20 protein-coding genes are annotated in these 25,702 nt (G+C 70.9%); 12 read left to right on the top strand and 8 right to left on the bottom strand.

Annotation, left to right across the window (positions count from 1 at the left end):
* The first annotated feature begins 62 nt into the window (after window positions 1-62).
* The 6 genes from ACQPWU_RS38835 to ACQPWU_RS38810 are packed head-to-tail and all read left to right on the top strand — an operon-like array spanning window position 63 to window position 10,377.
* The gene (locus tag ACQPWU_RS38835) at window positions 63-1,364 is read left to right on the top strand and encodes an adenylate/guanylate cyclase domain-containing protein (RefSeq protein ID WP_360699179.1); all 1,302 of its coding nucleotides are present in this window, start codon (window positions 63-65) and stop codon (window positions 1,362-1,364) included.
* A gap of 1 nt (window position 1,365) precedes the next feature.
* Entirely contained in the window at window positions 1,366-2,076 is a 711-nt protein-coding gene (locus ACQPWU_RS38830) for an ABC transporter ATP-binding protein (protein WP_433430581.1), read from the top strand.
* Window positions 2,073-4,433 (top strand): ABC transporter permease, encoded by a 2,361-nt coding sequence (locus ACQPWU_RS38825; protein ID WP_433430578.1) that lies wholly within the window; start codon window positions 2,073-2,075, stop codon window positions 4,431-4,433. Before ACQPWU_RS38830 ends, ACQPWU_RS38825 begins: the two co-directional genes overlap by 4 nt.
* Before the next feature lie 5 nt (window positions 4,434-4,438).
* Window positions 4,439-6,859: an FtsX-like permease family protein gene (locus ACQPWU_RS38820; protein WP_433430576.1), complete on the top strand. Its 2,421-nt coding sequence runs from the start codon at window positions 4,439-4,441 to the stop codon at window positions 6,857-6,859.
* Window positions 6,860-6,863: 4 nt separating this feature from the next.
* Complete coding sequence (locus ACQPWU_RS38815; protein ID WP_433430574.1) at window positions 6,864-8,936, top strand: histidine kinase; 2,073 nt, start codon at window positions 6,864-6,866, stop codon at window positions 8,934-8,936.
* Window positions 8,923-10,377: a phytoene desaturase family protein gene (locus ACQPWU_RS38810; protein WP_433430572.1), complete on the top strand. Its 1,455-nt coding sequence runs from the start codon at window positions 8,923-8,925 to the stop codon at window positions 10,375-10,377. Before ACQPWU_RS38815 ends, ACQPWU_RS38810 begins: the two co-directional genes overlap by 14 nt.
* A 4-nt stretch (window positions 10,378-10,381) precedes the next feature.
* Here the strand turns inward: ACQPWU_RS38810 and ACQPWU_RS38805 are convergent, their stop codons facing one another.
* The 4 genes from ACQPWU_RS38805 to ACQPWU_RS38790 all read right to left on the bottom strand — a co-directional run bounded on the left by ACQPWU_RS38805 (window position 10,382) and on the right by ACQPWU_RS38790 (window position 12,783).
* Window positions 10,382-10,741, bottom strand: coding sequence for a response regulator (locus ACQPWU_RS38805; RefSeq protein WP_360714204.1), 360 nt, complete (start codon window positions 10,739-10,741; stop codon window positions 10,382-10,384).
* Window positions 10,742-10,793: 52 nt separating this feature from the next.
* Window positions 10,794-11,477, bottom strand: coding sequence for a response regulator transcription factor (locus ACQPWU_RS38800; protein WP_433430571.1), 684 nt, complete (start codon window positions 11,475-11,477; stop codon window positions 10,794-10,796).
* On the bottom strand, window positions 11,452-12,129 hold the full coding sequence (locus tag ACQPWU_RS38795; protein WP_433430568.1) for a response regulator transcription factor: 678 nt from the start codon (window positions 12,127-12,129) through the stop codon (window positions 11,452-11,454). Before ACQPWU_RS38795 ends, ACQPWU_RS38800 begins: the two co-directional genes overlap by 26 nt.
* 63 nt (window positions 12,130-12,192) lie before the next feature.
* Window positions 12,193-12,783, bottom strand: a complete 591-nt coding sequence (locus tag ACQPWU_RS38790; RefSeq protein ID WP_433430565.1) for an LGFP repeat-containing protein — start codon at window positions 12,781-12,783, stop codon at window positions 12,193-12,195.
* A gap of 282 nt (window positions 12,784-13,065) precedes the next feature.
* On the opposite strand from ACQPWU_RS38790, the gene ACQPWU_RS38785 reads away from it, so the two are divergent.
* Window positions 13,066-13,842 (top strand): SDR family oxidoreductase, encoded by a 777-nt coding sequence (locus ACQPWU_RS38785; RefSeq protein ID WP_433430564.1) that lies wholly within the window; start codon window positions 13,066-13,068, stop codon window positions 13,840-13,842.
* Here ACQPWU_RS38785 and ACQPWU_RS38780 read toward each other — a convergent pair.
* Entirely contained in the window at window positions 13,835-16,963 is a 3,129-nt protein-coding gene (locus ACQPWU_RS38780) for a BTAD domain-containing putative transcriptional regulator (RefSeq protein WP_433430562.1), read from the bottom strand. The two genes, ACQPWU_RS38785 and ACQPWU_RS38780, sit on opposite strands and share 8 nt — an antisense overlap.
* A 140-nt stretch (window positions 16,964-17,103) precedes the next feature.
* Here ACQPWU_RS38780 and ACQPWU_RS38775 point away from each other — a divergent pair, with 140 nt between their 5' ends.
* Together ACQPWU_RS38775 and ACQPWU_RS38770 are read left to right on the top strand one after the other, a co-directional pair.
* A complete protein-coding gene (locus ACQPWU_RS38775; protein ID WP_433430561.1) occupies window positions 17,104-18,201 on the top strand; it encodes a ThiF family adenylyltransferase in 1,098 nt (365 codons plus the stop codon).
* Window positions 18,202-18,341: 140 nt separating this feature from the next.
* Window positions 18,342-19,547, top strand: coding sequence for a hypothetical protein (locus tag ACQPWU_RS38770; RefSeq protein WP_433430560.1), 1,206 nt, complete (start codon window positions 18,342-18,344; stop codon window positions 19,545-19,547).
* A 59-nt stretch (window positions 19,548-19,606) separates the two neighbouring features.
* On the opposite strand, the gene ACQPWU_RS38765 is transcribed toward ACQPWU_RS38770, so the two are convergent.
* Window positions 19,607-20,383 (bottom strand): Fpg/Nei family DNA glycosylase, encoded by a 777-nt coding sequence (locus ACQPWU_RS38765; RefSeq protein ID WP_433430558.1) that lies wholly within the window; start codon window positions 20,381-20,383, stop codon window positions 19,607-19,609.
* A 411-nt stretch (window positions 20,384-20,794) separates the two neighbouring features.
* Between ACQPWU_RS38765 and ACQPWU_RS38760 the strand changes: the two genes are divergently transcribed.
* Entirely contained in the window at window positions 20,795-21,328 is a 534-nt protein-coding gene (locus ACQPWU_RS38760; protein WP_433430556.1) for a hypothetical protein, read from the top strand.
* A gap of 234 nt (window positions 21,329-21,562) precedes the next feature.
* Here ACQPWU_RS38760 and ACQPWU_RS38755 read toward each other — a convergent pair whose 3' ends face one another.
* Together ACQPWU_RS38755 and ACQPWU_RS38750 are read right to left on the bottom strand one after the other, a co-directional pair.
* Window positions 21,563-22,567 carry an ABC transporter permease gene (locus ACQPWU_RS38755; RefSeq protein ID WP_433430555.1) on the bottom strand — a complete coding sequence of 335 codons (1,005 nt, stop codon included), beginning with the start codon at window positions 22,565-22,567 and terminating at the stop codon, window positions 21,563-21,565.
* A gap of 120 nt (window positions 22,568-22,687) precedes the next feature.
* On the bottom strand, window positions 22,688-22,945 hold the full coding sequence (locus tag ACQPWU_RS38750; RefSeq protein WP_433430553.1) for a hypothetical protein: 258 nt from the start codon (window positions 22,943-22,945) through the stop codon (window positions 22,688-22,690).
* 30 nt (window positions 22,946-22,975) lie between these two features.
* Between ACQPWU_RS38750 and ACQPWU_RS38745 the strand changes: the two genes are divergently transcribed.
* Both ACQPWU_RS38745 and ACQPWU_RS38740 read left to right on the top strand, forming a co-directional pair.
* A complete protein-coding gene (locus ACQPWU_RS38745) occupies window positions 22,976-23,512 on the top strand; it encodes a hypothetical protein (RefSeq protein WP_433430552.1) in 537 nt (178 codons plus the stop codon).
* A gap of 411 nt (window positions 23,513-23,923) precedes the next feature.
* Window positions 23,924-25,498 (top strand): carbohydrate-binding protein, encoded by a 1,575-nt coding sequence (locus ACQPWU_RS38740; protein WP_433430551.1) that lies wholly within the window; start codon window positions 23,924-23,926, stop codon window positions 25,496-25,498.
* The last annotated feature ends 204 nt before the right edge of the window (window positions 25,499-25,702 follow it).

Here is a 25,702-nt window from a genome sequence, read left to right as displayed (position 1 = left end):
CCCCCAAGTCGCCGTCCTGGCACCCTTCCTGCCGGGGACGGCGGCGATATCTAATCGCCCTTGTGGATCGCATTTCGATCGTGCTCGCGGACGACAACCTGATCGTCCGTGAAGGCGTGCGCGCGCTGCTCCTGCGCGACGCCGCTCTCGACGTGGCCGGCCTCGCCGCCGACTATGACGAGCTCGTCGAGGCCGCCGTTCGGCTGCGCCCCCAGGTCGTCGTCACCGACATCAGGATGCCGCCCACCTTCCAGGACGAGGGGATCCAGGCGGCCCGCGAGGTGCGCAAGCTGCTGCCGGGCACCGGTGTCGTGGTGCTGAGCCAGTACGACGATCCCGAATATGCCATCCGGCTGCTGGAAGGGGGCGCCGCCGGGTACGCGTACCTGCTGAAGGACCGGGTCGGCGACGCCGGCCTGCTCGGGCGGGCCATCAAGGAGGTCGCCGCCGGCGGTTCGCTGATCGACCCCTCCCTCGTGCGGGAGCTGATCGAGCCCGCCCGCGACGAGGGCGAATTATCGCCGGAGGAGGAGGACCTGCTGCGGCAGGTGGCCGAGGGCCGTCCGGTGAAGGCCATCGCGGTGTCGCTCGGCCGCCCGCCCGAGTCGGTCAACGCCGCCGTCGAGCAGCTCTTCCTCGACCTGGCCAAGGGCGCCTCCGCTGGGCGGCAGGGCGCGCTGCGGCGGCTGCGGATGTTGCACACCGCGATCCTGCGCCGCGAGGAGCAGGGCGAGACGCTGTCCCGGCTGCTGCCGCATGGGCTGGCCGACAAGCTGCGCCGCGACCGCGACGCGTTCGGCAGGACGGAGCGGCTGGACGTCACCGTCCTGATGTCGGACGTGCGCGGCTACTCCGGCATCGCCGAGTCGACCGACCCGGCCGTGCTCGCCGCCCAGCTCAATGCGCACCGCCGGGCCATGAACGCGGCCGTGCTCGGCGCCGGTGGCACGGTCATGCAGTACGTCGGGGACGCGGTCATGGCCGTCTTCGGCGCCCCCGACCCAGCCGAGGGCCACGCCGAGCAGGCCGTCCGCGCCGCCTGCGACATGCACGCGCGCCAGCGCGAGCTGGACGCCGAGTGGTCGCTGCGCGGGCTCGCCCCGTTCGATCTCGGCATCGGCCTTTCCACGGGGAACGTAGCGGCGGCACTGCTCGGAAGCGATGAACGGGTGGAGTACACCCTCGTCGGAGACACCGTGAATCTCGCCCAGCGCATGCAGGACCTCGCCCGCCCGGCCGGCACCGTGGCCGCGGAGTCAACCGTGCGCGCGGGCGGCCGCGGATGGCCCTGGCGACCACTGGGCCCGCGAACAGTCAAAGGCCGCGCCAATCCCGTGAACGCGTATCACCTAGAGGTGAACTGATATGTCCTCCTTGCAGGCAGCCCTCCCGATCGACGAGGCCGCCACCGCGCCCGCCGTCCGCATCCGCGGGGCCCGCCGGACCTTCGCCGCCGAGCTCGCCCCGGTCCGCGCGCTGCGTGGCGTGGACCTCGACATCGACAAGGGCGGATTCGTCGCCGTGATGGGCCCGTCGGGCTGTGGCAAGTCGACCCTGCTGAACGTCATCGCCGGTCTCGACACCGTGGACGAGGGCAGCATCGAGGTCGCGGGCGAGCGGATCGACGGCCGCGACGAGGACTGGCTGGCCCGCTTCCGCCGCCACCACATCGGCTTCGTGTTCCAGTTCTTCAACCTGCTCGACGGTGTCTCGGCGCTGGACAACCTGGTCATGCCGGGCGTGCTGGCGGGGCGGAAGCGGCGGGCCGCGGAGAGCCGCGCCCGGGACCTGCTCGACCTGCTGGGCCTCGGCGACCGCGCACAGCAGGTGCCCGCGGTGCTCTCCGGCGGCCAGCGCCAGCGTCTGGCCATCGCCAGGGCGCTGGTCAACGAGCCGACGCTGCTGCTCGCCGACGAGCCGACCGGCGCGCTGGACAGCGAGGGCGGCCTCGAGGTGCTGGAGTTGTTCCGCCGTCTGCACGCCGACGGGCAGACCATCGTCATGGTCACGCATTCCCCCGACGTCGCCGCGGGGGCCGGCCGGACGGTGCTGATGCGTGACGGCAGGCTCTCATGACGCGGATCTGGCTGGGGCTGGAGCTGCGCCGGCGATGGCGGTCGCTGGTCCTGCTCGGCCTGCTGGTGGCGCTGGCCGCCGGAATGGTGCTCGCCGCGGTGGCGGGCGCCCGCCGGGGCGCGAGCTCCGTGGACCGCCTGCTGTCGGAGACGCTCCCCGCCACGGTCGCCGTCCTGCCGAACGACCCGGACTTCGACTGGGACAAGGTACGGGCGCTGCCCGAGGTCACCGCGGTCGGCGAGATCGCGGTCGCGCCCTTCTTCGTCGAGGAGATGCCGGACTATTACGGCTACCTGCCGCCCCGCGGCCCCGAAACCTATCGGACCATCGAGCGGCCCGTCGTGCTGGAGGGCCGCCTGCCCGACCCCGCCAGGGTAGACGAGGTGGCCGTCACCGCCCGGTTCCCCAGGCGCGTCGGCGACCGTCTCACTCTGCGCCTGATGACCCCGGAGGAGGCCGAGGACCCCGACTTCGACGGCAACCCGCACGGCCCGGCCATCTCCGCTCGCGTCGTCGGCGTCGCCCGCGGCCCCTGGTACGGCGACTCCATCTCCGACCAGGGCCAGGTCCTGGTGTCGCCCGCGCTGTTCGGCGAGCACCCGGCGAACTTCATCGGCACACACAAATCGTTCGGATTCGTGAACGCCCTGGTCCGGCTCAAGCGGGGCGGCGCGGATCTGGCGAGCTTCAAGGCGGGACTGGCCAGGGTCACCGGCAGGAACAACATCGAGCTGATGAACCTGGAGGACGACGCCGAGCACGCCAGGAAGGGCGTACGTTTCGAGAGCGCCTCCCTCCTGGCGCTGGGCCTGGCCGTCCTGGTGGCGGCACTCGTGCTCGTCGGGCAGTCCGTCTCCAGGTACGTCGCGGTCGGGCTGGGTGAGCTGCGGGCGCTGCGCGCCTGCGGTCTCACCCCGAGGCAGATGCTCGTCCTGGCAGCGGCACCGCCCACCGCCGCCGCGGTGTTGGGCGCGCTCGCCGGGGCCGCGGGCGCCGCGGGCGTCTCGCCGTGGATGCCGGTCGGCATGGCCGCCCTGTACGAGACGGCGCCGGGATTCGACCTCGACTGGCCGGTCCTGGGGGCCGGTTGCGTCGCCGCGCCGCTGCTGGTCCTCGGTGGGGCCGTGGCCGCCGGCTGGTTCTCGCTCACCGCGGACCGGTCCGGCGCACCGGACCGTCGCTCGGCCGTGGCGCTCACCGCCGCCCGCGCCGGGCTGCCGCTGCCCATCCTCGTCGGGGCGCGCTTCGCCCTGGAGCCCGGCCAGGGCAACGGCCGCGTCCCCGTACGGCCGGCGCTGCTCGGCTCGGTCGTCGGGGTCCTCGGCGTGCTGGCGGCGTTCACCTTCTCCGCGGGGGTGTCCGACGCGGCCGAGCATCCCGAGCGGTTCGGCATGACGCACCGGATGGTCGTCTACCTGGGCGAGGGCGGCACCGAGTACGGCCCCGCCGGCCCTGTCCTGGCCGCCGTCGCCAAGGACCCGGACGTCACCCACGTCATGGAGACGTACGTGGGCGTGCTGAACGCTCCGAAGGTGTCGGTGACCGCGTACTCCCGTCCGGAAGGGGCGGACTTCCCCGCTGTTCTGGACAGGGGACGGCTCCCCGAGCGCCCCGACGAGGTGGCCCTCGCCGTGACCTCGGCGCGCGAGCTGGGCGCGGACGTCGGCAGCACGGTCACGCTGTCCGGCAAGGCGCTCAAGGTCACCGGTGTGGGCTTTGTGATCTCCGGCGCGCACAACAACTACGACGACGGCGGCTGGCTGACGAGCGAGGGGTTCCGCAGGGCCTTCGGCGGCACGTCCAAGTACCATCTCGCCGCGGTCGCGCTGCGCCCCGGCGCTGACCCCCAGCAGGTCGCCGGCCGGGTCCAGGAATCGATCGGCGCGCTCCCCGGCGCGGGGAAGGTCTCCCTGGAGCCGGCCGTACGGCCCGAGGAGTCCGACGAGGTGCAGAACCTGCGCGTGCTGCCGGTTCTGCTCGGGGCGTTCCTCATCGTGCTGGCGGCCGGCGCGGTCGGCCACGCGCTCGCCACCGCCGTCCGGCGCAGGCGGCACGAGCTGGCGGTGCTGCGGGCTCTCGGCATGACCAGGAACCAGGTCAGGGCCGTGGTCGTCACCCAGGCGTCGTTGCTCGCCGTGATCGGCCTGGCGTTCGGCGTGCCGCTGGGGCTGGCGGCCGGCCGCACGCTGTGGCGGATCGTGGCCGACCAGGCTCCGCTGTTCTACCAGGCCCCCGACGCCCTGCCCGCGTTGCTGCTCATCGGGCCCGCAGCCCTGTTCAGCGTCAACCTGCTGGCCGTGTGGCCGGGGCGACTCGCCGCCCGGGTGAACGTCGGTCACGTTCTGCGTACGGAGTGATCGCGTTGACATCGACCTGGCTCCGACTCGAACTGCGCCGCCGCTGGCGATCGCTGCTCGTGCTGGCCCTGCTGGTGGCGTTCGCGGGCGGCACCGTGCTGGCCTCCCTGGCGGGGGCGCGGCGCGGCGACACCGCGATCGAGCGGCTGGCCGCGCGCACGCTGCCGCTCACCGTCGTCGTGCTGCCCAACCAGCCGGGCTTCGACTGGGCGGCCGTGGCGGCGCTGCCCGAGGTCGAGACGCTGGCCCGGTTCCCGGTGTCCGGGTTCGGGGTGGCGGGCATCCCCGGTTCCGACGAGATCTCCTCCTTCCCGCCCGTCGACGGGAACGCGCTGAACACCATCGAGCGCCCGGTGGTGATCGAAGGACGCATGGCGCGGCCCGACAGGGTGGACGAGGTGATGGCGAGCTCCCAGTTCATGGTCACCTACCAGAAGAAGGTGGGCGACAAGATCACGCTGGAGCTCATGTCCAAGGAGCAGGCGGCCAGTGAAGAGTACGATCTCGCGTCCGAGCCGCCCGAGGGTCCCCGCATCCCGGCGACCATCGTCGGCGTCATCCGGTCACCCTGGTTCTCCGACAAGGTCGTCGGCGACAAGGGAGTCGTCGTGCCCACGCCCGCCCTGTACAACACGTACAAGGAGAACTTCCTCGGCGCCCAGGGCAACATCAACGCGCTCGTACGGCTGAAGGACGGCCGGGCGGGGCTGGAGGCGTTCCGCCACGACCTGACCGTCGTCAGCAAGCGCAGCGACATCGACATCTGGGACTGGGAGCTGAAGTCCATCGTGCCGGCCCGCAACCTGAACCACGTCGAGGCCGCCTCGCTGCTGAGCTTCGGGCTGGCCGCGCTGGCCGCGGCCATCGTGCTCATCGGCCAGTCGATCGCCCGCTACACGGCGGCGACCATGGCGGACCTGCGGCTGTTGCGCGCGGTCGGGATGACACCCCGGCAGGCCATCACCGCCGCGTCCGCCGGCCCGTTCCTCGCCGCGGTCGCGGGGGCCACGCTCGCGGTGGTGGCCGCCGCCGTCGCGTCGCTCTGGATGCCCATCGGGGCCGCCGCCCTGGTGGAGCCCGAGCCCGGATTCGACATCGACTGGCTGGTCCTGGGCGGGGGCTGGGTGCTCATCCCGCTGCTGATCCTCGCGGGCACGGCCGCCGCCGCGGCTCTGGCCCAGCGCACGGGCGAGCACAGCGGCCGCCGCTCGGCCGTGGCGCTGGCCGCGAGCCGCGCCGGCCTGCCGGTGCCGTTCGTCGTCGGGGCGCGGTTCGCGCTCGAGCCCGGCCGGGGGCGCAGCGCCGTGCCCGTCCGGCCCGCGCTCTTCGGCGCGATCGCCGGCGTGCTCGGCGTGCTGGCCGCGTTCACGTTCTCCGCGGGCGTCAAGGACGCCGCGGAGAATCCGATCAGGTTCGGCCAGGCGTACCAGTTCTCCGCGTTCCTCGGTTTCAACGGCCAGGAGTTCGCCCCGGCCGGCAAGCTGCTGGCGGCGGTGGCCAAGGACCCCGACGTCATAGGCGTGAACGACGGCAAGGTCGCGGTCGCCGAGGCGCCCGCGGAAGGCAGGGAGCCGGGTGTGTCCGTCACCGCGTACACGTTCCACCCGGTCGGCCACCCCATCGACGCGCTCGTGCTGAACGGGAGGATGCCGGCGTCGGCAAAAGAGATCGCGCTCGCTCCCGCCAGTGCCTCCCAGCTCGGCGTCGGCGTCGGCGACCGGGTCACGCTCGGCGGCGGGCGGACGCCCGTCCAGCTCACTGTCACGGGCATCTCGTTCCTGCCGATGGGCCCGCACAACGACTACCGCGACGGCGGCTGGGTCACACCAGAGGGGTACGACGCCCTGTTCGGCGACGCCCACTACGACTTCAAGTTCCACACCGCGCAGATCGCGCTCCGCCCGGGAGCTGATCTGGAGACGGTCCGGAGCAGGCTGACGGACCTGGCCACGAAGGTCGCCGGACGTCCCGGCGTGGGGTTCGGCGACCCGATAGAGATCCAGCAGGTACGGCAGATCCGCGACGTGGAAGGACTGCCCCTGCTGCTGGCGGGGTTCCTCGCGCTGCTGGCCCTCGGCGCGGTCGGCCACGCACTGGCCACCGCGGTGCGGCGCAGGCGGCACGAGGTCGCCGTGCTGCGGGCGCTGGGCATGACCCGCCGGCAGGCCAGGTGGGCGGTCGTCACACAAGCCACCCTGCTCGCGCTGGCCGGGCTGGCCTTCGGCGTCCCGCTCGGGCTGGCGGCCGGGCGCACGTTGTGGCGTATCGTCGCCGACATCATGCCGCTGGCGTACGTGCCGCCGGTCGCCGTCTGGGCGCTGCTCCTGGTCGGCCCGCTGACACTGCTGCTGGCCAACCTTCTCGCGGCCTGGCCGGGGCGGATCGTCGGCCGGCTGCGCATCGGCCACATACTGCGGACGGAGTGAGCCCATGCTTGAGACAGCCTCCCCGCCGCTCGTGACCGTTGCGGCGGGGACCGCTCTCGGTGCGTTCGCCGTCGCCTCGGTCGTGCTCTGCGTGGCCTGGGCCGGTGCCGCCGTCGCGGCGCTCCTCGCGGACCGGCCGCTGCTCGCGCGTACGGCGGGGCTGGTGGCGATCGCGCAGGTCGCCGCGACCATCTGGCCCAGGGCGACGCCGGTCGCGGTGGTGGCCTGGCTGGCGTGCGCGCTCAGCCTGCCCGACGGCCTGATCGGGTCGTGGCCGCGCCGGATCGTCGTCGCGAGCGGACTGATCGTCTCCGCGGCGTGGGCGATCTGGCTGCCCGTCACGACGGGCTGGGTGATCCTCTCGATCGTCGTGGCCGGTGCGACGGCACTCACCGGCGGGCTGGCCCGTTGCCCGCGTGCCCCGGTGCCCCAGCGCCGCCTGCTGCAGTGGGTGGCGGCTGCCGCCGTGGTGACCGCCGCCGCCGACGCCGTGCTGTGCGCCCTGAACCTGCTGCTCGACCTGCCCCGCGACGGCACGCTGCTGCCGTGGCTGCTGGTCGCCATGATGGTGCTGCCCGCCGGCTTGGCGCTGGCCCAGATCCCGGCCGCGTCCAGGCTCGCCGAGCGGGCGCTGGTCGAGTCGGTGGTGATCGCGGGGCTGGGCATGCTCGTGGTCGCCGTCTACCTGGTCGTCGTGATCGGCCTGGGCCACGAGCCGGTGGGATCCGAGCACGACGTGCTGCTCGCGAGCGTGGTGGCCGCGCTGATCGCCGTCGTACTGGCGCTGCCGCTGCGGTTCCGGCTCGTCTCGATGGGCCAGTCCATGCTGGGGCGGCGCGGCCAGACCCCTGAGGAGGCGCTGGCCTCGTTCGGCGCCCGGATGAGCCGCGCGGTGCCGTTCGACGAGTTGCTGCTCCAGCTCGTCGAGTCGCTGCGCGCCACCCTGGGCCCACAAGGCGCGGAGGTGTGGGTCGGCACGGAAGGACTGCTGCACCTCACGTCCAGCGTTCCCGAGCGTCCCGAGGCGCAGATCGCGCTCAACGACAAGGAACGCCTGGTCGTGGGGCGCACCAGGATCGGCGGCAGCACCTGGCTGTCGGTGTGGCTGCCCACGTTGCTCGACGGCCATCCCGCCGACGCTCCCATCCGCGTCGCGCCCGCCGCCCACCTCGGCGAGCTGCTCGGGCTGCTCGTCGTACGGAGGGCGCCGGAGGGCGCCGAGTTCACCGATGAGGACGACCGGGTGCTCATCGAGCTGGCTCGCCAGGTCGGGCTGGCATTGCACAACATGCGTCTGGACAACGCCCTGCAGGCGTCCCTGGAGGAGTTGCGCCAGCGCAACGAGGAGCTCCAGGCCTCCCGCCTGCGCATCGTCACCGCGGCCGACGCCTCCCGCCGGGCCATCGAGCGTGACCTGCACGACGGCGCGCAGCAGCACCTGGTCGCACTGTCGGTGAAGCTCGGCCTGACCAGAGAGATCATCAAGGACGACCCGGCGATGGCCGCCGAGCTGCTGGAGGAGCTGCGGACGGACGTGCAGAACGCGAACGCCGCCTTCCGCGAGCTCGCTCACGGCATCTACCCGCCGCTGCTGCGCAACCACGGCCTCGGCGAGGCGCTGCGCTCGGTCACCCGGCGGGTCGCGCTGCCGTACCAGGTCAGCGTGGACCTGCCCCGGCGCTACCCGGAGGAGGTCGAGGCCGCCGTGTACTTCTGCTGCCTGGAGGCCATCCAGAACGCGGGTAAGTACGCGGGACCCGGCGCCACGATCCAGGTGAGCATCCAGGCCGAGCCGGGCAGACTCAGCTTCGCGGTGAGCGACGACGGCGTCGGCTTCGACACCCGCGGAAACGAGGGGCACGGATTCGTGAACATGACGGACCGGCTGGGCGCGATCGGCGGCGTGCTGCGCGTGGAGTCCACGCCCGGCTCGGGCACGACCGTTCGCGGCGACATCCCGATCCCCGGCGAGCCCGCCGACAACCGGTCCCGGTGGGCTCCCGACCTCCAAGAGCCGGTCAACGGCCAAGGCGACGCCCGCGTGCACGCGATCGGAGACGGTGATGATCAGGCCTGACGGGTTCGACGCGGTGGTGGTCGGTTCGGGGCCGAACGGCCTGGTCGCGGCCGTGACGATGGCCGAGGCCGGCCGCCGCGTCCTGCTCGTGGAGGCCGCCGACCGCTTCGGCGGCGGCCTGCGTACCGAAGAGCTGACCCTGCCGGGCTTCCGCCACGACGTGTGCGCCACGGTCCTGGCCCTGGCCGTCGCCAGCCCGGCCTTCCGCGCCCTCCGCCTCGACCAGCCGGTCGCCGGTCACGGTCCGCCACCCGTGGAATGGGCGCACGCGCCCATCGCCGCGGCTCATCCGCTGGACAAGCAGCCCGCCGTGCTCGTCCACCGGGACCTGGAACGCACGGCCGGCGAACTGGGCCAGGACTCGGCCGCCTGGCGGGCCACCGTCGGCGCCGCCGCTCGCGCCGGCGACCCGCTCGTGGACACGCTGCTCGCGCCGCTCTCGCTGCCGCGCGCGCCCCTCGGCGCGGCCAGGTTCGGCGCCCTCGCCGCCCTGCCCGCGACCGTGCTCGGCCGCACGCTCTTCCGCACCGAACGCGGGCGGGCCGTGCTCGCGGGGATGGCCGCGCACTCGATGCTCGACCTGCGCTCCCCGATCACCTCCGGGTACGGGCTGATGCTGGCCGCGCTGGCCCACCACGTCGGCTGGCCGGTGGCCGTGGGCGGCTCCCAGTCGGTGGCGGACGCGCTGGTGGCCAGGCTCGTGGCGAACGGCGGGGAGGTCGTCGGCGGGTGGGCCGTGCGGGATCTGCAAGAACTGCCGCCGGCCAGGTTGGTGCTGCTCGACCTCACGCCGCGCCAGGTCCTGGCCGTCGCGGGCGACCGGCTGCCGCCCCGCTACCGGCGCCGCCTGTCCCGCTTCCGGTACGGCCCCGGAGTCTTCAAGCTGGACTGGGCGCTGTCAGGGCCGGTGCCGTGGAGCGACCCGTCCGTCAGCCGGGCGGGGACCGTCCACCTCGGCGGAACCCTCGACGAGATCGCGCTGAGCGAGGCCGAGGTGGCCGCCGGACGGCATCCGGCGCGGCCGTACGTCCTGCTCACGCAGCCGACCGTGGCCGACCCCACGCGCGCCCCCGCGTCGCGTCACGTGCTGTGGGCCTACTGCCACGTGCCCAACGGATCCGGCCGGGACATGACCGAGGCGATCGAGGCGCAGATCGAACGCTTCGCGCCCGGCTTCCGCGACCTCGTGCTCGCCCGGCATGCCCTCGGTCCCGCGGACCTCGAGGCCCGCAACGCCAACCTGGTGGGAGGGGACATCGGCGGCGGCGAGGCGTCGCTCTCGCAGTTCGCCCGCCGGCCCCGGTACTCGCCGCACCCGTGGGCCACGCCGGTTCCCGGCCTCTACATCTGCTCCGCGAGCACGCCACCTGGTGGGGGAGCCCACGGCATGGGCGGCTGGCAGGCCGCCCGTCTCGCCCTGCGCCGGGACCGGCAGGCCTGAGCGTTCAGACAGGGAGCGCGCGCAGGGCCGCCGGAGTGAGGTCGTCCTTGCGCAGGTAGGTGAGCGCGCCGCAGGTCCGCGCGTCGGGGGGCAGGTCGTCGGCCGCGTACGTCGAAAGCAGAACGATCTTGATGTCGGGCGCCCGCGCGAGGATCCTGCGGGTGGCCTCGATTCCGCTGATGCCGGGCAGGTTGATGTCCATCAGGATCATCGTGGGCCGTTCCAGGGCCGCCTGGTCGTAGGCCTCCTCCCCGGTCGCGGCCTCGCCGACCACGCGCCAGCCCGGCAGCAGCCTGACGAGCGTCCTGGCGACCGAGCGGAACAGCGCCTGGTCGTCAACGATGAGGACGTCGACCGCTTTCATGTCTCCAGGGTCCACCTTTTGGGCGTACATCCCAAGGGAGGGAGCACCACAGTCAGCGGGTGCTAGCATCCCCGCTCCGCGCGGACAGATAGAGCAGCACGGCCATCACCCGGCGGTTGGTGTCCGGTTCGGGGCCCAGCCCGAGCTTGGCGAAGAGCGCGTTGATGTGCTTCTCCACGGCCCGCTCGGTGAGGAACAGCGCGGCCCCCACCGCGGCGTTGCTCTTCCCTTGCGCGATATGGGCCAGCACGTCACGCTCCCTGCCGGTCAGCGCCGCCAGCGGCGACGACCGCGCGTGGATGGAGTCGGCCACGAGGGCCTCCACCACGGCCGGATCGATGACCGAGCCGCCCCCCGCCACCGCCCGCACCGCGTCGACCAGCGACCGAGGGTCGCTGATCCGCTCCTTCAGCAGGTACGCCCGCCCGGCGCTGCCGCCCGCCAGCAGCGGCGTGGCGTAGGCGGGCTCGGCGTACTGCGACAACACCACCAGGCCCACCCCGGGATGGCTCTGCCGCAACCGGGTCGCGGCGACGATCCCCTCGTCGGCGAAGCCCGGCGGCATCCTGATGTCGGTCACCACGACGTCGGGCCCGTGCTCGTCCACCGCGGCGAGCAACCCGGGCAGGTCCGCGCAGGCGGCCACGACCTGGAAGTCCTCCTGCAGGTCGAGCAGGCGACGGACACCCTCCCTGACCAGCAGGGAGTCCTCAGCGATCACGATGCGTACGGACATCGGCGCCCTCCATGCGCAGCCAGGTGAGCACGGCGAGCACCCGCCGGTTGTCGTCCGCCGCCGGGCTCAGGCCGAGCTTGGTCAGCACCGCGGCGATGTGCGCCTCGACGGTCTTGGTGCCGAGGAACAGGGTGCGGGCGATGGCCGCGTTGGACCGGCCCTCCGCCATGAGCCGCAGGACGTCGCGCTCGCGGTCGGTGAGCCTGTTCACCGTCGTCTCCTCGTGGCGCAGTTGCAGCAGCATGCTCACGATCTCCGGGTCGACCACCGCCCCGCCCGAGGCGATCCGCTCAAGCGCGGCGCGCAGCGCGGCGGCGTCGTCCACCCGGTCCTTGAGCAGGTAGCCGACGCCGCGCCCGCCTGCCTCCAGCAGGCGGGCGGCGTAGGCGCCCTCGGCGTACGTCGACAGGACGAGCACGCCGACCTGTGGATACCGCTCCCGCAGCTCGATCGCCGCGGCCAGACCCTCGTCGGTGAACGTCGGCGGCATCCGCACGTCCAGGATCGCCGCGTCCACCTGATGCGCGGCGAGGTGCGCCCACAGCTCCGCCACGTCGCGCGCCTGCGCCGCCACCTCGACTCCCACCGCGCCGAGGAGCAGCGCCAGCCCCTTACGGAAGAGGGTCGAATCATCACAGATCACCACCCGCATGCGGTCAAGTCTGACAGCACGAAGGTCCGGACGCCCAGGGCGTCCGGACCTCGCGATCAGGAGTCACGCGTTGACGGATACCGGGATGGTCCACCCCTGCCGGCAGGTGTCGCCGGTCAGCTTGTCGTCGCAGCCCTCGACCCAGAACGTGTACGTCGCGGAGTAGCCCGAGCTGTTGGTCACGCCGGCCGGGGGGTAGCCGACGACCTTGCCGGCGGTCCGCGATGAGGTGCGCGTGGTGACGTCGTGGCTGGGGAAGCCGACCAGGCCGATGTTGGGGCTGGCCTTCCAGTGGATGCGCCAGTAGTCGTAGTTGAACGGGTTCGTCGGCCCCCAGCGGAACACCGCCTTGCCGTTCGACTCGTACGCTGCGACGATCATGTTGCTGCCCTGGTCCGGCGACCACGCCACCTGGCCGCCCGCGAAACGCTGCCTGCGCCCGTTCTGGTTGGGCACGCCCTTCTCCTCACTGGTGGGGCAGCCGAGGGGGCTCCTCTCCCCGCCCAGCGAGCGCCAGAAGTCGCCGATCGCCCCGTACGGCTGGATGGCGCACGTGGTGGTGCGGGCCTGAGCGGGAGCGGCGATGGCGAGCCCGGAGACGACAGTGGCGGCGAGGGTCGTGGCGGCGGCCAGGACGCGGGTCGAGCGGTTCATGGTGAGCTCCTCGGGAGTCGTGCTCTCTTCTTGATGGCTCAACCATGCGCTCACCGCCGGGTCCGCCACATCGTGGCAAACCCGGCGACGATCTAAGGGTTTTCCCTCTTGTGGTGTGGCGGGCCGGCGCCGAAGACGGAAAGTGGCCCGTGCTTACGGGGGCGTCGTGGACGTCCTGGAGAATCTTTCAGATGACCGGCCGTATCCAGTCGTTCGACAGATTCGCTGTCGCGGCCGTAGCTGAACCGTCTGCAGGCGAACAAGGACCGTGGGGAGTGTGCTGTGAGGGAATCCGTCCTGGTGACCGGCGCGACAGGCAGATTGGGCAGGGCATTGCTGCCACGGCTGACGGAGATGGGCTACAAGGTGCGGGGGATGAGCCGGACCATGCGTTCCGGAGGTGACGTCGACTGGGTCACGGCGGATCTGACCACCGGGTACGGGCTGGCCGCCGCGCTGACGGACGTTCACGCGGTGGTGCATCTCGCCGCGGCCCCGTACAAGCGCAAGTACACCGATCACGTCGAGCTGGACGGCACGCGCCGGCTTGCCGAGGTGGCCCGCGAGCGCGGGGTCGCGCACCTGCTCTATGTCTCGATCATTGGCGCAGACCAGATCCCATGGGGATATTTCCGTACCAAGGTGCGCGCTGAGGAGATCGTCAGTTCGGGCAGGGTGCCGTGGTCCATCGTGCGGGCCGCGCAGTTCCACGAGTTCATGGACCAGGCGTTCTCGATGGCGGCGCGCGCCGGGCTGATGATCGCCGATCCCGGCATCCGGGCCCAGCCGGTCGACGTCCGTGACGTCGCGAGCCATCTCATCCGGCGTCTGCAGGCCGGGCCGAGCGGTGAGACGGAGGATTTCGGCGGGCCTGAGGTCCTGGCGTTCGACGAGGCCGCTCGCCAGTGGCTCGAGGCGCGCGGCAAGAGGCGCCCTCTGGTACGGATGAAGGTGCCCGGCAAACTCGGCGCCACCTTCCGTGGCGACCACCTCGTGACCGATGCGACGCCCACGGGAACGATCACCTGGAAGCGGTATCTCCAGGAACAGCTCACTTGAGCAGCGATGCGGTCAGGTGCGCTTCCGGTGTCCCGATGGCGGTGAACAGGTCGTGAGCCCGCTGCCAGCTCTTTCGCGCGCTTGGATGATCATCGGCCAGATGCCGGGCGTGTCCGAGAATCAGCAGCGCGCGAGCCTGTTCCAGCCGCTGCCCTGATCGGGCCGCCAGGTCCGCTGCCTGCTTGGCGGCCCGGACGCTCTCCTCACCCGCATCCTGCGCCAGGTGAATCGCTGCCAGCAGGGCATGGAGTCGCGGCACGTCCAGCGGGCTGTGGTTCTTGCTCAGGGAGAGGGAGCGGCTGGCCAGTTCGCGTGCCTTGTCGTAGTTCCGTACGAGATATTCGGCGCGGGCGAGTCCGAGCAGAACCTGGCCGGTGTTCGTGTCCGGCTCCTCGGCGAAGCGGCAGGCCGAATCGAGATGTCCCAAGGCGCTGTCCACCCTGCCGAGCCGCAGTTCCGATTCCGCGAGGCCGAGCAGCGAGGCCAGCTTTGAGCTGCGGTTCTCCACCGACACGGCGATGTCGACAGCGGTGGTGAAAGCGGAGATCGCCTGCTCGTGACGGCCCGCGTCGCAGTGCACCATGCCGGCCGTTTCATGGGCGACGCCCTCCGCGTAGCGCAAGCCCGCCGCACGGGACACGGCCAGCGCCTCTTCCAGGACCTCCATCGCCTCCGCGAACCTCGCCTGCTGCTGGTGGACCAGGCCGAGGTTGACCAGGGTCAGCGACTGAATGTGCCGGTCGCCGGACTCGCGGGCGAGGGGGAGAACGGCGTGGAGGCACTCCTCGGCCTGCTCCAGCCGCCCGAGCAGGATGTAGGCGGAGGCCAGGTTGCCGAGTCCGCGTACCTCCCCGTGCGCGTTGCCCGACCCGTGATGCAGTGCCACCGCTCGCCGGTAGTGCGGAATCGCCCGGCCCGGCTGTCCCAGCCGTTTGAGCGTCACCCCGCAGGCGAGGAGCGCCATCGCCTCGCCCTGCTCCCAACCGGCCTGGCGGCTCAGAGCCAGCGCACGCTCGCTCTCCCACAAGGCCGCCTTCAGATCGGCCATGCGCCATCGCGTCGTGCCGAGGACCAGGTGCATCGCGGCCTGTCCCCGGAGGTCCTGCTCCTGCTGGGCGGCGTCCAGCCCGATCCCCGCGACCCGTAGCCGTTCCCCGAGCGTCGCCCGGTGATGGAGCAGCTCCTGAGCGCCTTCGACCAGCAGCCAGGCGTACTGCCGCGGGCCGTGCGTGGCCGCGCGTGACACGGCGGCCGCCAGATTCTGCCATTCACCGTCGAACCAGGCGGCGGCCTCGGCCGGATCGCTGAACGGCCGGCCCTCGCCACGGGGCAGTCGCGGGGTCTGGAAGCCGCAGGCCTCGGTGGCGGCGATGAGAAGGTGCAGGTAGTGGTCGAGCAGACGCCGCACAGCGGCCTCACGCTCGGCGGGCGCGTCGGCCTCGCGGCTGCGCTGTCCGGCGTACTCCAGGACGAGGTCGTGAGCGGCGAACCGGCCCGAACCAGACTCCTCGACCAGATGGATGCGCGCCACCGTGGCCAGCAGCTCTTCCGCCCTGGTATCGCTCGTTCCCGCCAGCGCGGCTGCCGCGGCGACGGAGATCTCGGTGCCCGGCACCAGCCCGAGGAGCCGGAACATCCGCTGGGCATCCGCCGGAAGCGCCTCGTTCGACGCGTCGAGCGCCGCTCGGACGGCCACGTTCTCGTCTCCGTCCACGCGCAGCCCTGTCATACGTCCCCGCGCCGTCAGCCGGTGAACGCAGTCACCCACCGTTCGATGGCCGTACTCCCCGATCCAGGAGGTGGCGATGGAGAGCGCGAGCGGGAGCCGGCCGCACAGCCGTACGAGTTCGGTCGCGGCGTCCGGATCGCGGCGCGCCCTGGCCGGCCCCACGGCCTGGGTGAGCAGGTGCAGCGCCTCGTCCTCGTCGAGCACGTCGAGCGCGATGCGCTCGACGCCGTCCACCGCCACCAGCCCGCTGAGGCGATCACGGCTGGTGATGACGATCCGGCAACCGGGAGGCGCGGCCAGCAACTCGCGGACCTGCCGCGGATCCGAGACGTCGTCCAGGACGACCAGCACCCGCCGGCCCGTGAGGCGCGTCCGGTAGAGCGCTATCTGCGCGTCCACGTCGACCGGGATGTCCGCGGACGTCAGCCCCAGCCCTTGCAGGAGCAGCGTCAGCGCCTCGGGGAGGGATCTCGGGCCTGCCGGGCCGAAACCCCGCATGTCGATGAAGAGCTGCCCGTCGGGAAAGCGTTCGGCCGCGCGGTGCGCCCAATGGACCACCAACGCCGTCTTGCCCACCCCGGCGGGGCCGACGACGGCCACCCGAGATGACGCGTCGAGTCGTCGCAGCGCCTCCGCACGGCCGGCGAAACGGGTGAGACCGTGCGGCAACTGATGTGGTGTCTGGACCCTCTGCGGGCGGACCTCGTCTTTCAGCAACCGCTGATGAAGGTCGCGGAGCTCCTGGCACGGCTCGATGCCCAGCTCGCGGACGAGCCGCTTATGGAGATCGCGATACACCGTCAGCGCCTCGGGCAACCGGTCGCCGAGGTGGAGCGCCCGCATGAGCAGCCCGTGTGGTCGCTCGCGCAACGGTTGCTCGGCGACGAGCTTGCGCAGCTCGGCGACGACGTCCTCGCCGTGGCCGCGCTCCAGCAGGATCTCGGCCCGCCGCTCGGCCGCTTCGACCCGCAGCTCCGTGAGCCGGCTCCGCTCGGTCTGGGCGGCGAGACCGGTCAGGTCGGGGAAGGGCTCGCCCCGCCACATCGCCAGCGCCCTGTCGTAGGCCGGCGCAGCCTCCGCGCCGGCGCGGCGCGCACGCTCGACCAGGGCGGTGAACTCGGCGATGTCCAGCTCGCCTGGCCCGACCCTGGCCAGGTAACCGGGGCTGCGGGTGAGGATGATCGATTGTCCCAGGGGGCCCAGAGCGCGCCGGACTTCGGCGATCAGCGCGCGTATCCGCGCCGCGGAGGACGGCGGGGGGCGCTCACCCCACAGCGAAGTGGCCAGGCGCTCCATGGGTACGACGCGCTCGGGTTCGAGCAGCAGTGTCGCGAGCAGCGCCCGTTGCCGGCCGGTCAGGTGCAACGCCTGGCCGCTGACCGAAACCTCCATGGGACCAAGAAGGAGATACCGGACATTAGACGCAGGCACGCCCCCGACCGTAGCACCAAGATCCATGCGGGATCCATGCGCGATCCGTGCCGGTCGGTGCGAAGTTGTTCGCCAACGGGCACGCGAGCGAGGAACCATCGATGAGACCACAGCTCAAAGGACTCTCCTGGGAACGGGCCGGCGACAGGCTGCGCCTGGTCTACGATCCGCGCGACCAGTTCCTCCTGGCAGATCTCGACGGCTCGGTGGAGAAACTGCTGACACTGCTCGACGAGGGCGGCCGGACCGTCGAGGACCTCGCCGGCGTCCTCACGGCCGACGTGGCCGACGTGCAGGCCGCCGTCCAGGCGCTGAACGCTCACGGGCTGGTCGAGGACGGCGATCGCCTGGGCGGGCTCGACCCGGACGAAGCCGAGAGGCACTTCAGCAACCTGGCCTTCTTCGAATCGTTCGCCACGCTCGACCGCAGCCATGAGGACCTGCGGCGGCGGCTGCGCGAATCGCACGTGCTGGTGCTCGGCACCGGCGGCCTGAACTCCACCGTCATCCCGCATCTGGCCGGCCTGGGCGTCGGCAGGCTGACCCTCCTCGACCGCGATCAGGTGGACCCGCGGAACTTCGCCAGGCAGTACCTCTACCGCTGGGACGACATCGGCGCGCGAAAGGTGACCCGCGCCGCCGAGTGGGTGGGGGCGTTCGACCCCACCATCGAGGTGGACACCGTCGACACGTCGATTGACGGGCCCGACCGGCTCGCCGAGCTGATCGTCCGGACCCGGCCCGACGTGGTGGCCGTCGGCATCGACCAGCCGGGCGACGTGGACCTGTGGGTCAACCAGGCCTGCGTACGGCACGGCGTGCCCTTCGTCCGCGGCGGATTCCTCGTCACCACCGGAGCGGTGTGGTCCGTCGATCCGGGAGTCAGCGCCTGCCGTGCGTGCATACCCGCGGATCCGGTCGATGTCACGGCGTACAGCGATCCGGACGAGAAGACCCTCAACGCGATCTCCGCGATGCGACTCCACATGAGCCGGGCGCAGCACAACCGGGGCATCGGCCCGGTTGCCGGGCTGCTCGGCTCCTATGCCGCCTTCGAAGTGCTCAGATACCTGACCCGTTTCGAGCCACCGGCACACGCCGGTCGGCCACTCGTCCTCGACTTCGCCCACGGCTGTGCGGCGAATCACCCCGACGAGTGGCAGCGCAACCCAGCCTGCGCGGTATGCGGGGGGAGGTGACCATGGTGAAGATCGAGATCGTGCGAGTCGAGAGCACCCGTCTGACGGGCAACGTCTGCATGTCCACCTGAGAAACCGACCGGGGGCCACGGGGTCGCGATCCCGTCGCCCCCGGCCGCGCCAACCTCTTACGGAGAGAGATGACCGCCTTTCCGGCCACGGAGCTGCACCAGCGGGTGGCATGGCTCACCGTCGGCTTCGACGGTGACGCCTGGATACTCGGACGGCCGGATCTGGGAGTCTTCGTCGCCGTACCGGAACCGGGAGCGGTCTTCGTGACCACCCTCCAGGAGACCGGGTCCATCGCCGACGCCACAGCCCGCGCCACCGAGGTGGCGGGCGAGCAGGTGGACGGCGACGACTTCATCGAAGGTCTCACCGCCGCCGGGCTGTTCGAGGCGGCCACGGAGCAGAAGACGGGGCCGGACGCGCCCGGGCGGATCAGGTGGATCGAGGGCGTCAGCCCCGGGACCGCGGCCCGGCTCTTCGGGCGCGTGGGATGGTCGTGTTACGCCGCGGCCGCCGTAGGGGTCCTCGTCATCATGGTGACCCGGCCAGATCTGCGCCCTTCATGGGAGGACGCCTGGTTCCTCCCCAGCCCTGGCCTGTCGCTCTTCGCCGGACTGCTGCTCACCATCGCATTCAGCGCCTTGCACGAAGCCTGGCACTGGCTGGCGGGCCGGGCGATCGGCGTGCCCGCGGTCTTCAGGCTCAGCTACCGGGGCATCTACATCGTCTTCGAGACCGATCTCACGCAGATCGTCGCCGTGCCCAGGAATCGCCGTCACGGGGTGTACCTGGCGGGAACGGCCGTCGACTCCGTCATCCTGGCCATCGTCCTCGGCCTGCGACTGCCCGGCCCGCCCGGCGTGATCGACGACCTTCTGGCGGCCGCCGCCCTGCTGCAGATCACCCGCATCATCTGGCAGGGCGCGGCCCTGCCACTGCGCAGCGACTCGTACGCGCTCCTGGCGAACGTGCTGCGCTGCCACAACCTCTACCGGGCGACCTGGTTGACCACCAAGGCCAGGTTCCTCAGGCTCACCGCGGAAGAGGCCGACGAGCTGGCCGCCATGAGCGCCAGGGATCGCAGAATCGCGAGCTGGTTCACTCTGCCGTACCTCGCCGGCATAGCGATCATGACCTGGGTGCTCTTCACCATCGCGGTGCCCTTGGCTGTCTCACTCGGTCGATGGGCGTGGGAGCGGCTCGGCAGTGCCACGCTCGGCTCCTTCGGCTTCTGGGAGGCGCTGTTCGTGGTCGTCTACGTCGGTGCGGAGCTCCTTCTTCCAGTGGCACTGGCGCTGCGGGAACGGCGGATGCGACGAAGCGGACGGCTCCTCTAGCGGCCGTTCTCGCGGGTGACGCCGCCGCCATGCATGAACGGCATGGGCAGACGGCGCCGTCAGGAAGGTTGGCAGCCAGAGCACCACACAGTCGTACGGCCGGCGATACGGCGGCTGGACAGGGGTGTACCGCAGCGCGGGCAGGGGCCGGCGGGTTCGTCGCGGGCACCGGTGAGCCAGGTGTCACGCGAGGGAACGCATCCGGCCTTGATCGACTCTCGCAGGACCCGGCGCATGGCCCCGTACAACGCCGCGCGGTCGCTATCGTCCAGATCTCCCACGGCACGCTGGGGATTGATCCGGGCATGCCAGCAGATCTCGTCGGCGAGCAGGTTGCCCAGGCCGGCGAGGAACGTCTGGTCGGTCAGCACCGACTTGAGCCGTCCCCGGCGGCCCGACAGCAGCTTGTCGAAGCGCGCGCGTGACACGTCGCGCGCGTCCGGGCCGAGGTCGCTGAGCACCCGCTCGGCCTGAGTCTCATCGTCGGCCAGGCGGATGCCCTGGAGCTTCCGCATGTCGCGGAAGCGCAGCTCACCGTCGTCGAACTGCCAGACGACGCGGTCATGCCGGTGCAATGGCTCATCAGGGGAATGCCAGGACAGTGAGCCGGTCATGCCGAAATGCAGCATCAGCACCGGCCCGCCTGCGGGCGCTATCAGCCATTTGCCGTGCCGCCTCGGCTGCTCGAACCGGTGTCCTCGCAGCGCATCGGCCAGTTGCCGCGCGCCGATGCCGCGAAGGATCCCGGGGTCGCGCACGCGCACGGCCCTGATCGGCGCCCCGGTGTGCTCCGACAGCACCTTGCGGAAGCCTTCCACGTCAGGGAGTTCCGGCATAAGGGCACCCTGCCCGCCCAGCCCTGTCACATCCCTGAGCCGGAAGCCGCGATCAGGTGCGGCGTCTGCACGTCGGGCAGCGCCACCAGATCGTCGGCGAGCAGCCGCAGCTCCCTGGGGCCTCGGGCGACTGCCCCACGGACTGGGCCGGGTCATCGTCGCGGCGCCGAGCAGGCGCTCGAGCGTTTCCGCGGCGCGGGGGAGCAGGTCAGCGTCCACCCAGGCCGCGAGGTGGCCGTGGAGTGCGGTGAGGGCCTGCCGGGGGCTCGCGGCGCCGGTGATCTCCAGCGGGCCGTCGAAGCGCAGCTGCTCGGAATCACCTGTCCTGGGAGATAACAGGTACGCGATTCGCCCGATTCTTCTATCTTTGGCCGTGGTCTAACCCATGCGCTCCCAAAGGAGATGTTCGTAGTGAAGAGACTTCTCGAAGGAGCCGCCCTGCGTGCCGGTGTCGTCGCCGCCGTCGCGTTAGCCGGCGGCCTGCTGACCACTTCCCCGGCCGGCGCCACCGTGACCGGTACGGAGTCCGTCGCCGTGGCATCGCAGACGGCCGCCGCGGCCCGCCCTAGTAACGGCAGGATCCTGTACGACCGGATCAGCGGCGGCCACGGCACCCTCAAGATCAAGAACGGCACTTCGAAGGACGGCGTCGTCACCCTCGTCAAGGGCAGGACCAAGGCGATCAGCATCTACGTCCGCGCGAAGTCCACCGCGAGCATCAAGGATGTCAGGGACGGCACGTACCGGATCTACTTCACCACCGGCTACGCCTTCGCCACCTCCAAGGGCAGGTTCTCCCGGGCCGCCAGTTACCAGCGCTTCAACGACCGGCTGAAGTTCGTCACGACCGCCACCTCGTACAGCATCTGGACCTTGACCCTCCACCAGGTGAAGGGCGGCAACGCGCGGACCACATCGATCAACCCCAAGGACTTCCCGGCCTGATCGCGAGTCGACGCCGCAGCCGGAAGATCCGGACTTGGCCGTTCGTCCGGCGGGGGAGAGCCCCGCGTGGGGATGCCGGCAGGGGGGTCAGTGATGTGACCGTACGGCCATCGACGTCTTGGCCGACGCGACCGCCCCGAAGGCATTCCCACGCAGCACCTGCACACCCATCTGATCGCGCGCGCATCGACGGCGTTTCGCGTACCGAGGGATGCCGGACCGGAAGGTACGGTCCTATTCGTGATCACGGGGCCGGCCCCCAGGGTGACGCTGACGCCAGATCAGGAAGACCACGCAGGACACCAGCGCCCACCCCGCCAGCACCAGGAACGGCATCAGGCTCTGGTGACCGCGGAAGTAGACGGCGGTGTGCTGGGCGTTGACCGACGCTCCCGGCGGCAGCCAGCGACCGATGGCGCCGAGCGGTGAGGGCAGCAGCGGCCACGACACCGCCCCACCGGAGGAGGGGTTGCCGAGCAGCACCATCAGCCCCCAGGTGGGGAGCATCGCCCAGCGCCCCAGGAAGGTGTTGAACATGGTGAACACCATCCCCGTCGTGAACGTGGTCAGGGCCAGGATCAACCAGGACTCCGGGACCGGCAGATCCAGCGCGCCCAGCAACCAGTCCACGATTGCCACGATGGCGAACGCGCCGAGCGCCGCGTACACCGCAGTGAAGGCGATCCGCTCGCCGGCATTGAGATCGGCGGCGTTGGCGCTCAGCTGGGCCGCCCCGGTGAACCCGATGATCACCGCGGCGAGCGTGATGTAGAAGATCGCCAGGCCGCGCGGATCCGCTCGCTGGAGCGGCTTGACGTCCCTCACCGTGAGGCGCACCCCCACCCGCGCGGCGACTCTCGGGGCCTCCTCGGTGAGCAGCTGCGCCACCGACGCGCCCGAGGCGCTCGACACGTCCATGTTGACGTCGGCGCCGCGCACGACGAACACGGCGAAGACCCGCTGCTCCTCGATGGCCTGCCTGGCCTCGGCATAGGTCGGGTAGAAGCGCAGGACGAGCGAGGCCTCCAGCGATTTCTCCAGCCCTTCGACGAAGGCCTTCCCGCGCACGGTCTCGGCGGTGACGCCGACGACCGCTACAGGCAGATGATGCGGGGTCGGGGAGGCCATGGCGTAGGTGTACGACCCGGCGAACAGCCCCGCCCCCGCCGAGAGGATCACCACCAGGACAGACGCGGGAAAGTACGGCGATTGCTTGAAGCCCGCCCACCAGTCACCCATGCGCCCACGCTAGGCAGGGGTCCACCGGTCCAGCTCGATGACATTCTCTCCGTGACGGCTCCCGAAGCCATTCGGGAAACGTCCATGACGGGACGTGGGGGCGCCATCGGCGCACACGTGTCAGCGGAAGTCGGCGGTACGGACTACGGCCATCATGTCCTTGGACCTGACCCCGGGGTAGAAGGACGCCTCGGCGCCGACCCAGCCGCGGAAGGCTCCGCTGTCGTCGATGATTTGCAGAAGCGGTTTGATATGCGAGTTGCCGGAGTAGCAGAACTGCTTGCGCTCCATGGCCAGGCAGGTGCACCAGCGCCACAGGGCGTCGCGGCGATCGTGGTTGGAGACTGTGACGAGGTTCTTGTTGAACCGTCTCGTCAAGGCCTCCTCTCGCATACTAAGAATTTGGTCATGCGGACATCGGCCATAGCGCCCGTGGCGATTGCGGGAATGGTGCTCATCGTGATCGCGGCCGCCATTGCCGCTGTCACGCCGGTCCTGTCAGCGCCATCGGCCGAAACCGGCACCGCGACCACCACAGCGCCCGCCACCTCTCAGCAGATCGCCGATGAGAACGAAGAAGACGGGGAACGGGTAGGTCCCGGAACCGCATGGTCGCTGCAGCTCGACGAGGCGACACGCCAAAGCCTCGTCGAGGCCGCTCGTGGAGCAGGTGCGGCCGCAGCGGTCAGAGTGGCTGCGAGCGGGACCGTATATTACGGCGCCGTATATGGGCAGACCGAAGCCCAGGATGTTTTCTATGCGATCGCCATTACCGACAAGGTTCAGTTCTGGAGCAAACAGGGCGGCAACGCGTGGCGCTATAGGGGCGACTTTCAAACAGCGGGCTGCATACCCCCGGTGCCGTTCCAGCTGTACAACGCGTGGGGCCTGAGTCTCCCGACAGAACGGCCGGCCGGCCAACCCCCGTGTCCTGACCGTCAATAGGCGTGAAACGGCCGCAAGCCGGGAGCGCCAGGCCACCGGCCACCATCGTCACAGTGAGGCCAGGTCGTCGATGGTCTCCGGAATCGATACGACGTCCTGGAATCGGGAGGCGAGGCGGTCCGCCCATAGCGGCCATCGGGCAGTCCGGCACGAGCGCGACGAGGCCCGCTCGGGTGAAAGTTTCAGGGGCGGTTGAGAGCGCGGCTGATCGCTGGCCAGCGGCGATGCCTTCCGGCCCGATCGGCGGGGATGGGCCGCATTGACGGTAAGGAAAGCGCTTTCCTACTGTGGCCTCGGTTTCATCGATGTTCCATGCTTGCCCGGGCAAGGACACAGAAGGCGATCTCGTACGCGGCGTCTTGGCGCTGGAACATGCGCCGGCGCCGCCGTACCCAACACCATTGGAGAAGGATGATGCGCCTGAAAGCCGTCCTCGCGTGCGCCGGCCTGTTAGCCGGCGCATTCGTCGCACTGACACAACCCGCCGCGCATGCCGCGTCGACGCGGTATGAGGCGGAGAGCTCACCCGCGGTCTGCAGCGGCACCATCGACAGCAACTGGGCCGGGTTCTCGGGCAGTGGGTTCTGCAACGGCAACAACGCCGCCGGCGCCTACGCCCAGTTCACCGTCAACGCCGCCACAGCCGGGACGGCGACGCTGGGCGTGCGGTTCGCCAACGGGACCACGGGTGCCCGGACCGCCGACCTGATCGTCAACGGCTCGACCGCCCAAAGCGTCTCGTTCGAGGCCACCGGCGCGTGGAACACCTGGGTCACCAAGACGCTCACCGTCTCGGTGAGCTCGGGCAGCAACACCATCCGGCTCAACCCGACCACCTCCAACGGCCTGCCCAACATCGACTACATCGACGTCGAAGTGGGCGGCACAACCCAGCCGCCGGCCGGCACGCTGTACGTGGCTCCGAACGGCAGGGACAGCGCGGCCGGGACGCAGTCGGACCCGACGACCCTCGCCTCAGCGATCACCCGCATCGCCGCCGGCGCGACGATCTACATGCGCGGCGGGACCTACAACCTCTCGCAGACGGTCACCATCGCGCCGGGCAACAACGGCACCTCGAGCGCACGCAAGAAACTGTCCGCCTATCCCGGTGAGACTCCGGTACTGAACTTCTCCGCCCAGAGCGAGGACTCCGCCAACCGCGGGCTCGCCGTGAACGGGTCGTTCTGGCACGTCTACGGCATCGTCGTCGAGCATGCCGGTGACAACGGCATCTTCGTCGGCGGCAGCAACAACATCATCGAGCGCACCGAGACGCGCTTCAACCATGACACGGGGCTGCAGCTCTCGCGGATCGCCTCTGACACCCCCCGCGATCAGTGGCCGTCCAACAACCTCATCCTGAGCGCGCTGTCGCACGACAACGCCGACTCCGACGGCGAGGACGCCGATGGGTTCGCCGCGAAGCTCACCGTCGGCTCCGGCAACGTCTTCCGCTACTGCGTGTCCCGCAACAACATCGACGACGGCTGGGACCTCTACACCAAGACGGACACGGGAGCCATCGGCCCGGTGACCATCGAGGACTCCCTGTCCTACAACAACGGCACCCTCAGCGACGGCAGTCAGGCCGGCAACGGTGACCGCAACGGCTACAAGCTCGGTGGCGAGGACATCGCGGTCAACCACGTCATCCGCCGCAACATCGCCTACCACAACGGCAAGCACGGGTTCACCTACAACCGCAACCCCGGCACGATGGCGATATCGGACAACATCGGCATCGACAACACCGAGCGCAACTACTCGTTCGACGCCGGCACCTCGGTGTTCCGCAACAACGTCTCCTGCCGCAGCGGCAGCGGGACCAACGACAGGATCGTCGGCAACGCCGACAGCTCGAACCAGTTCTGGTCCGGCTCGAACGGGTCCCGGTGCTCCTCCTACGCCGGCACCCTCAACTGGTCCTTCGCCGCGGACGGCCGTCTCGTCGTGACCTTCGGCGGCAGCCCGGTAACGCCGTAACAGACTTCGCCGCCGGGCGTGGCGCCCCCGACCAGCACCCCCAGCCCGACCTTGCCACTGAGCCCGCCCGGTGGCCGGCTCCTCGCCGCCGACGTCGGGGACGGCAACGCGAGCGGTTGGACCATGACTGAGGGTCGTGGGCGTCTGGTCGACCGGGTCAAGGGGTGCTGACCCGGTCGACGCTGCCGGCGAGTGAGATCCGCG

Source organism: Nonomuraea sp. CA-141351 (genome assembly GCF_050944675.1).
Lineage (GTDB): Bacteria > Actinomycetota > Actinomycetes > Streptosporangiales > Streptosporangiaceae > Nonomuraea.
Note: the sequence above shows the minus strand (reverse complement) of the source record. Positions and strands in the feature narration are given on the sequence as shown.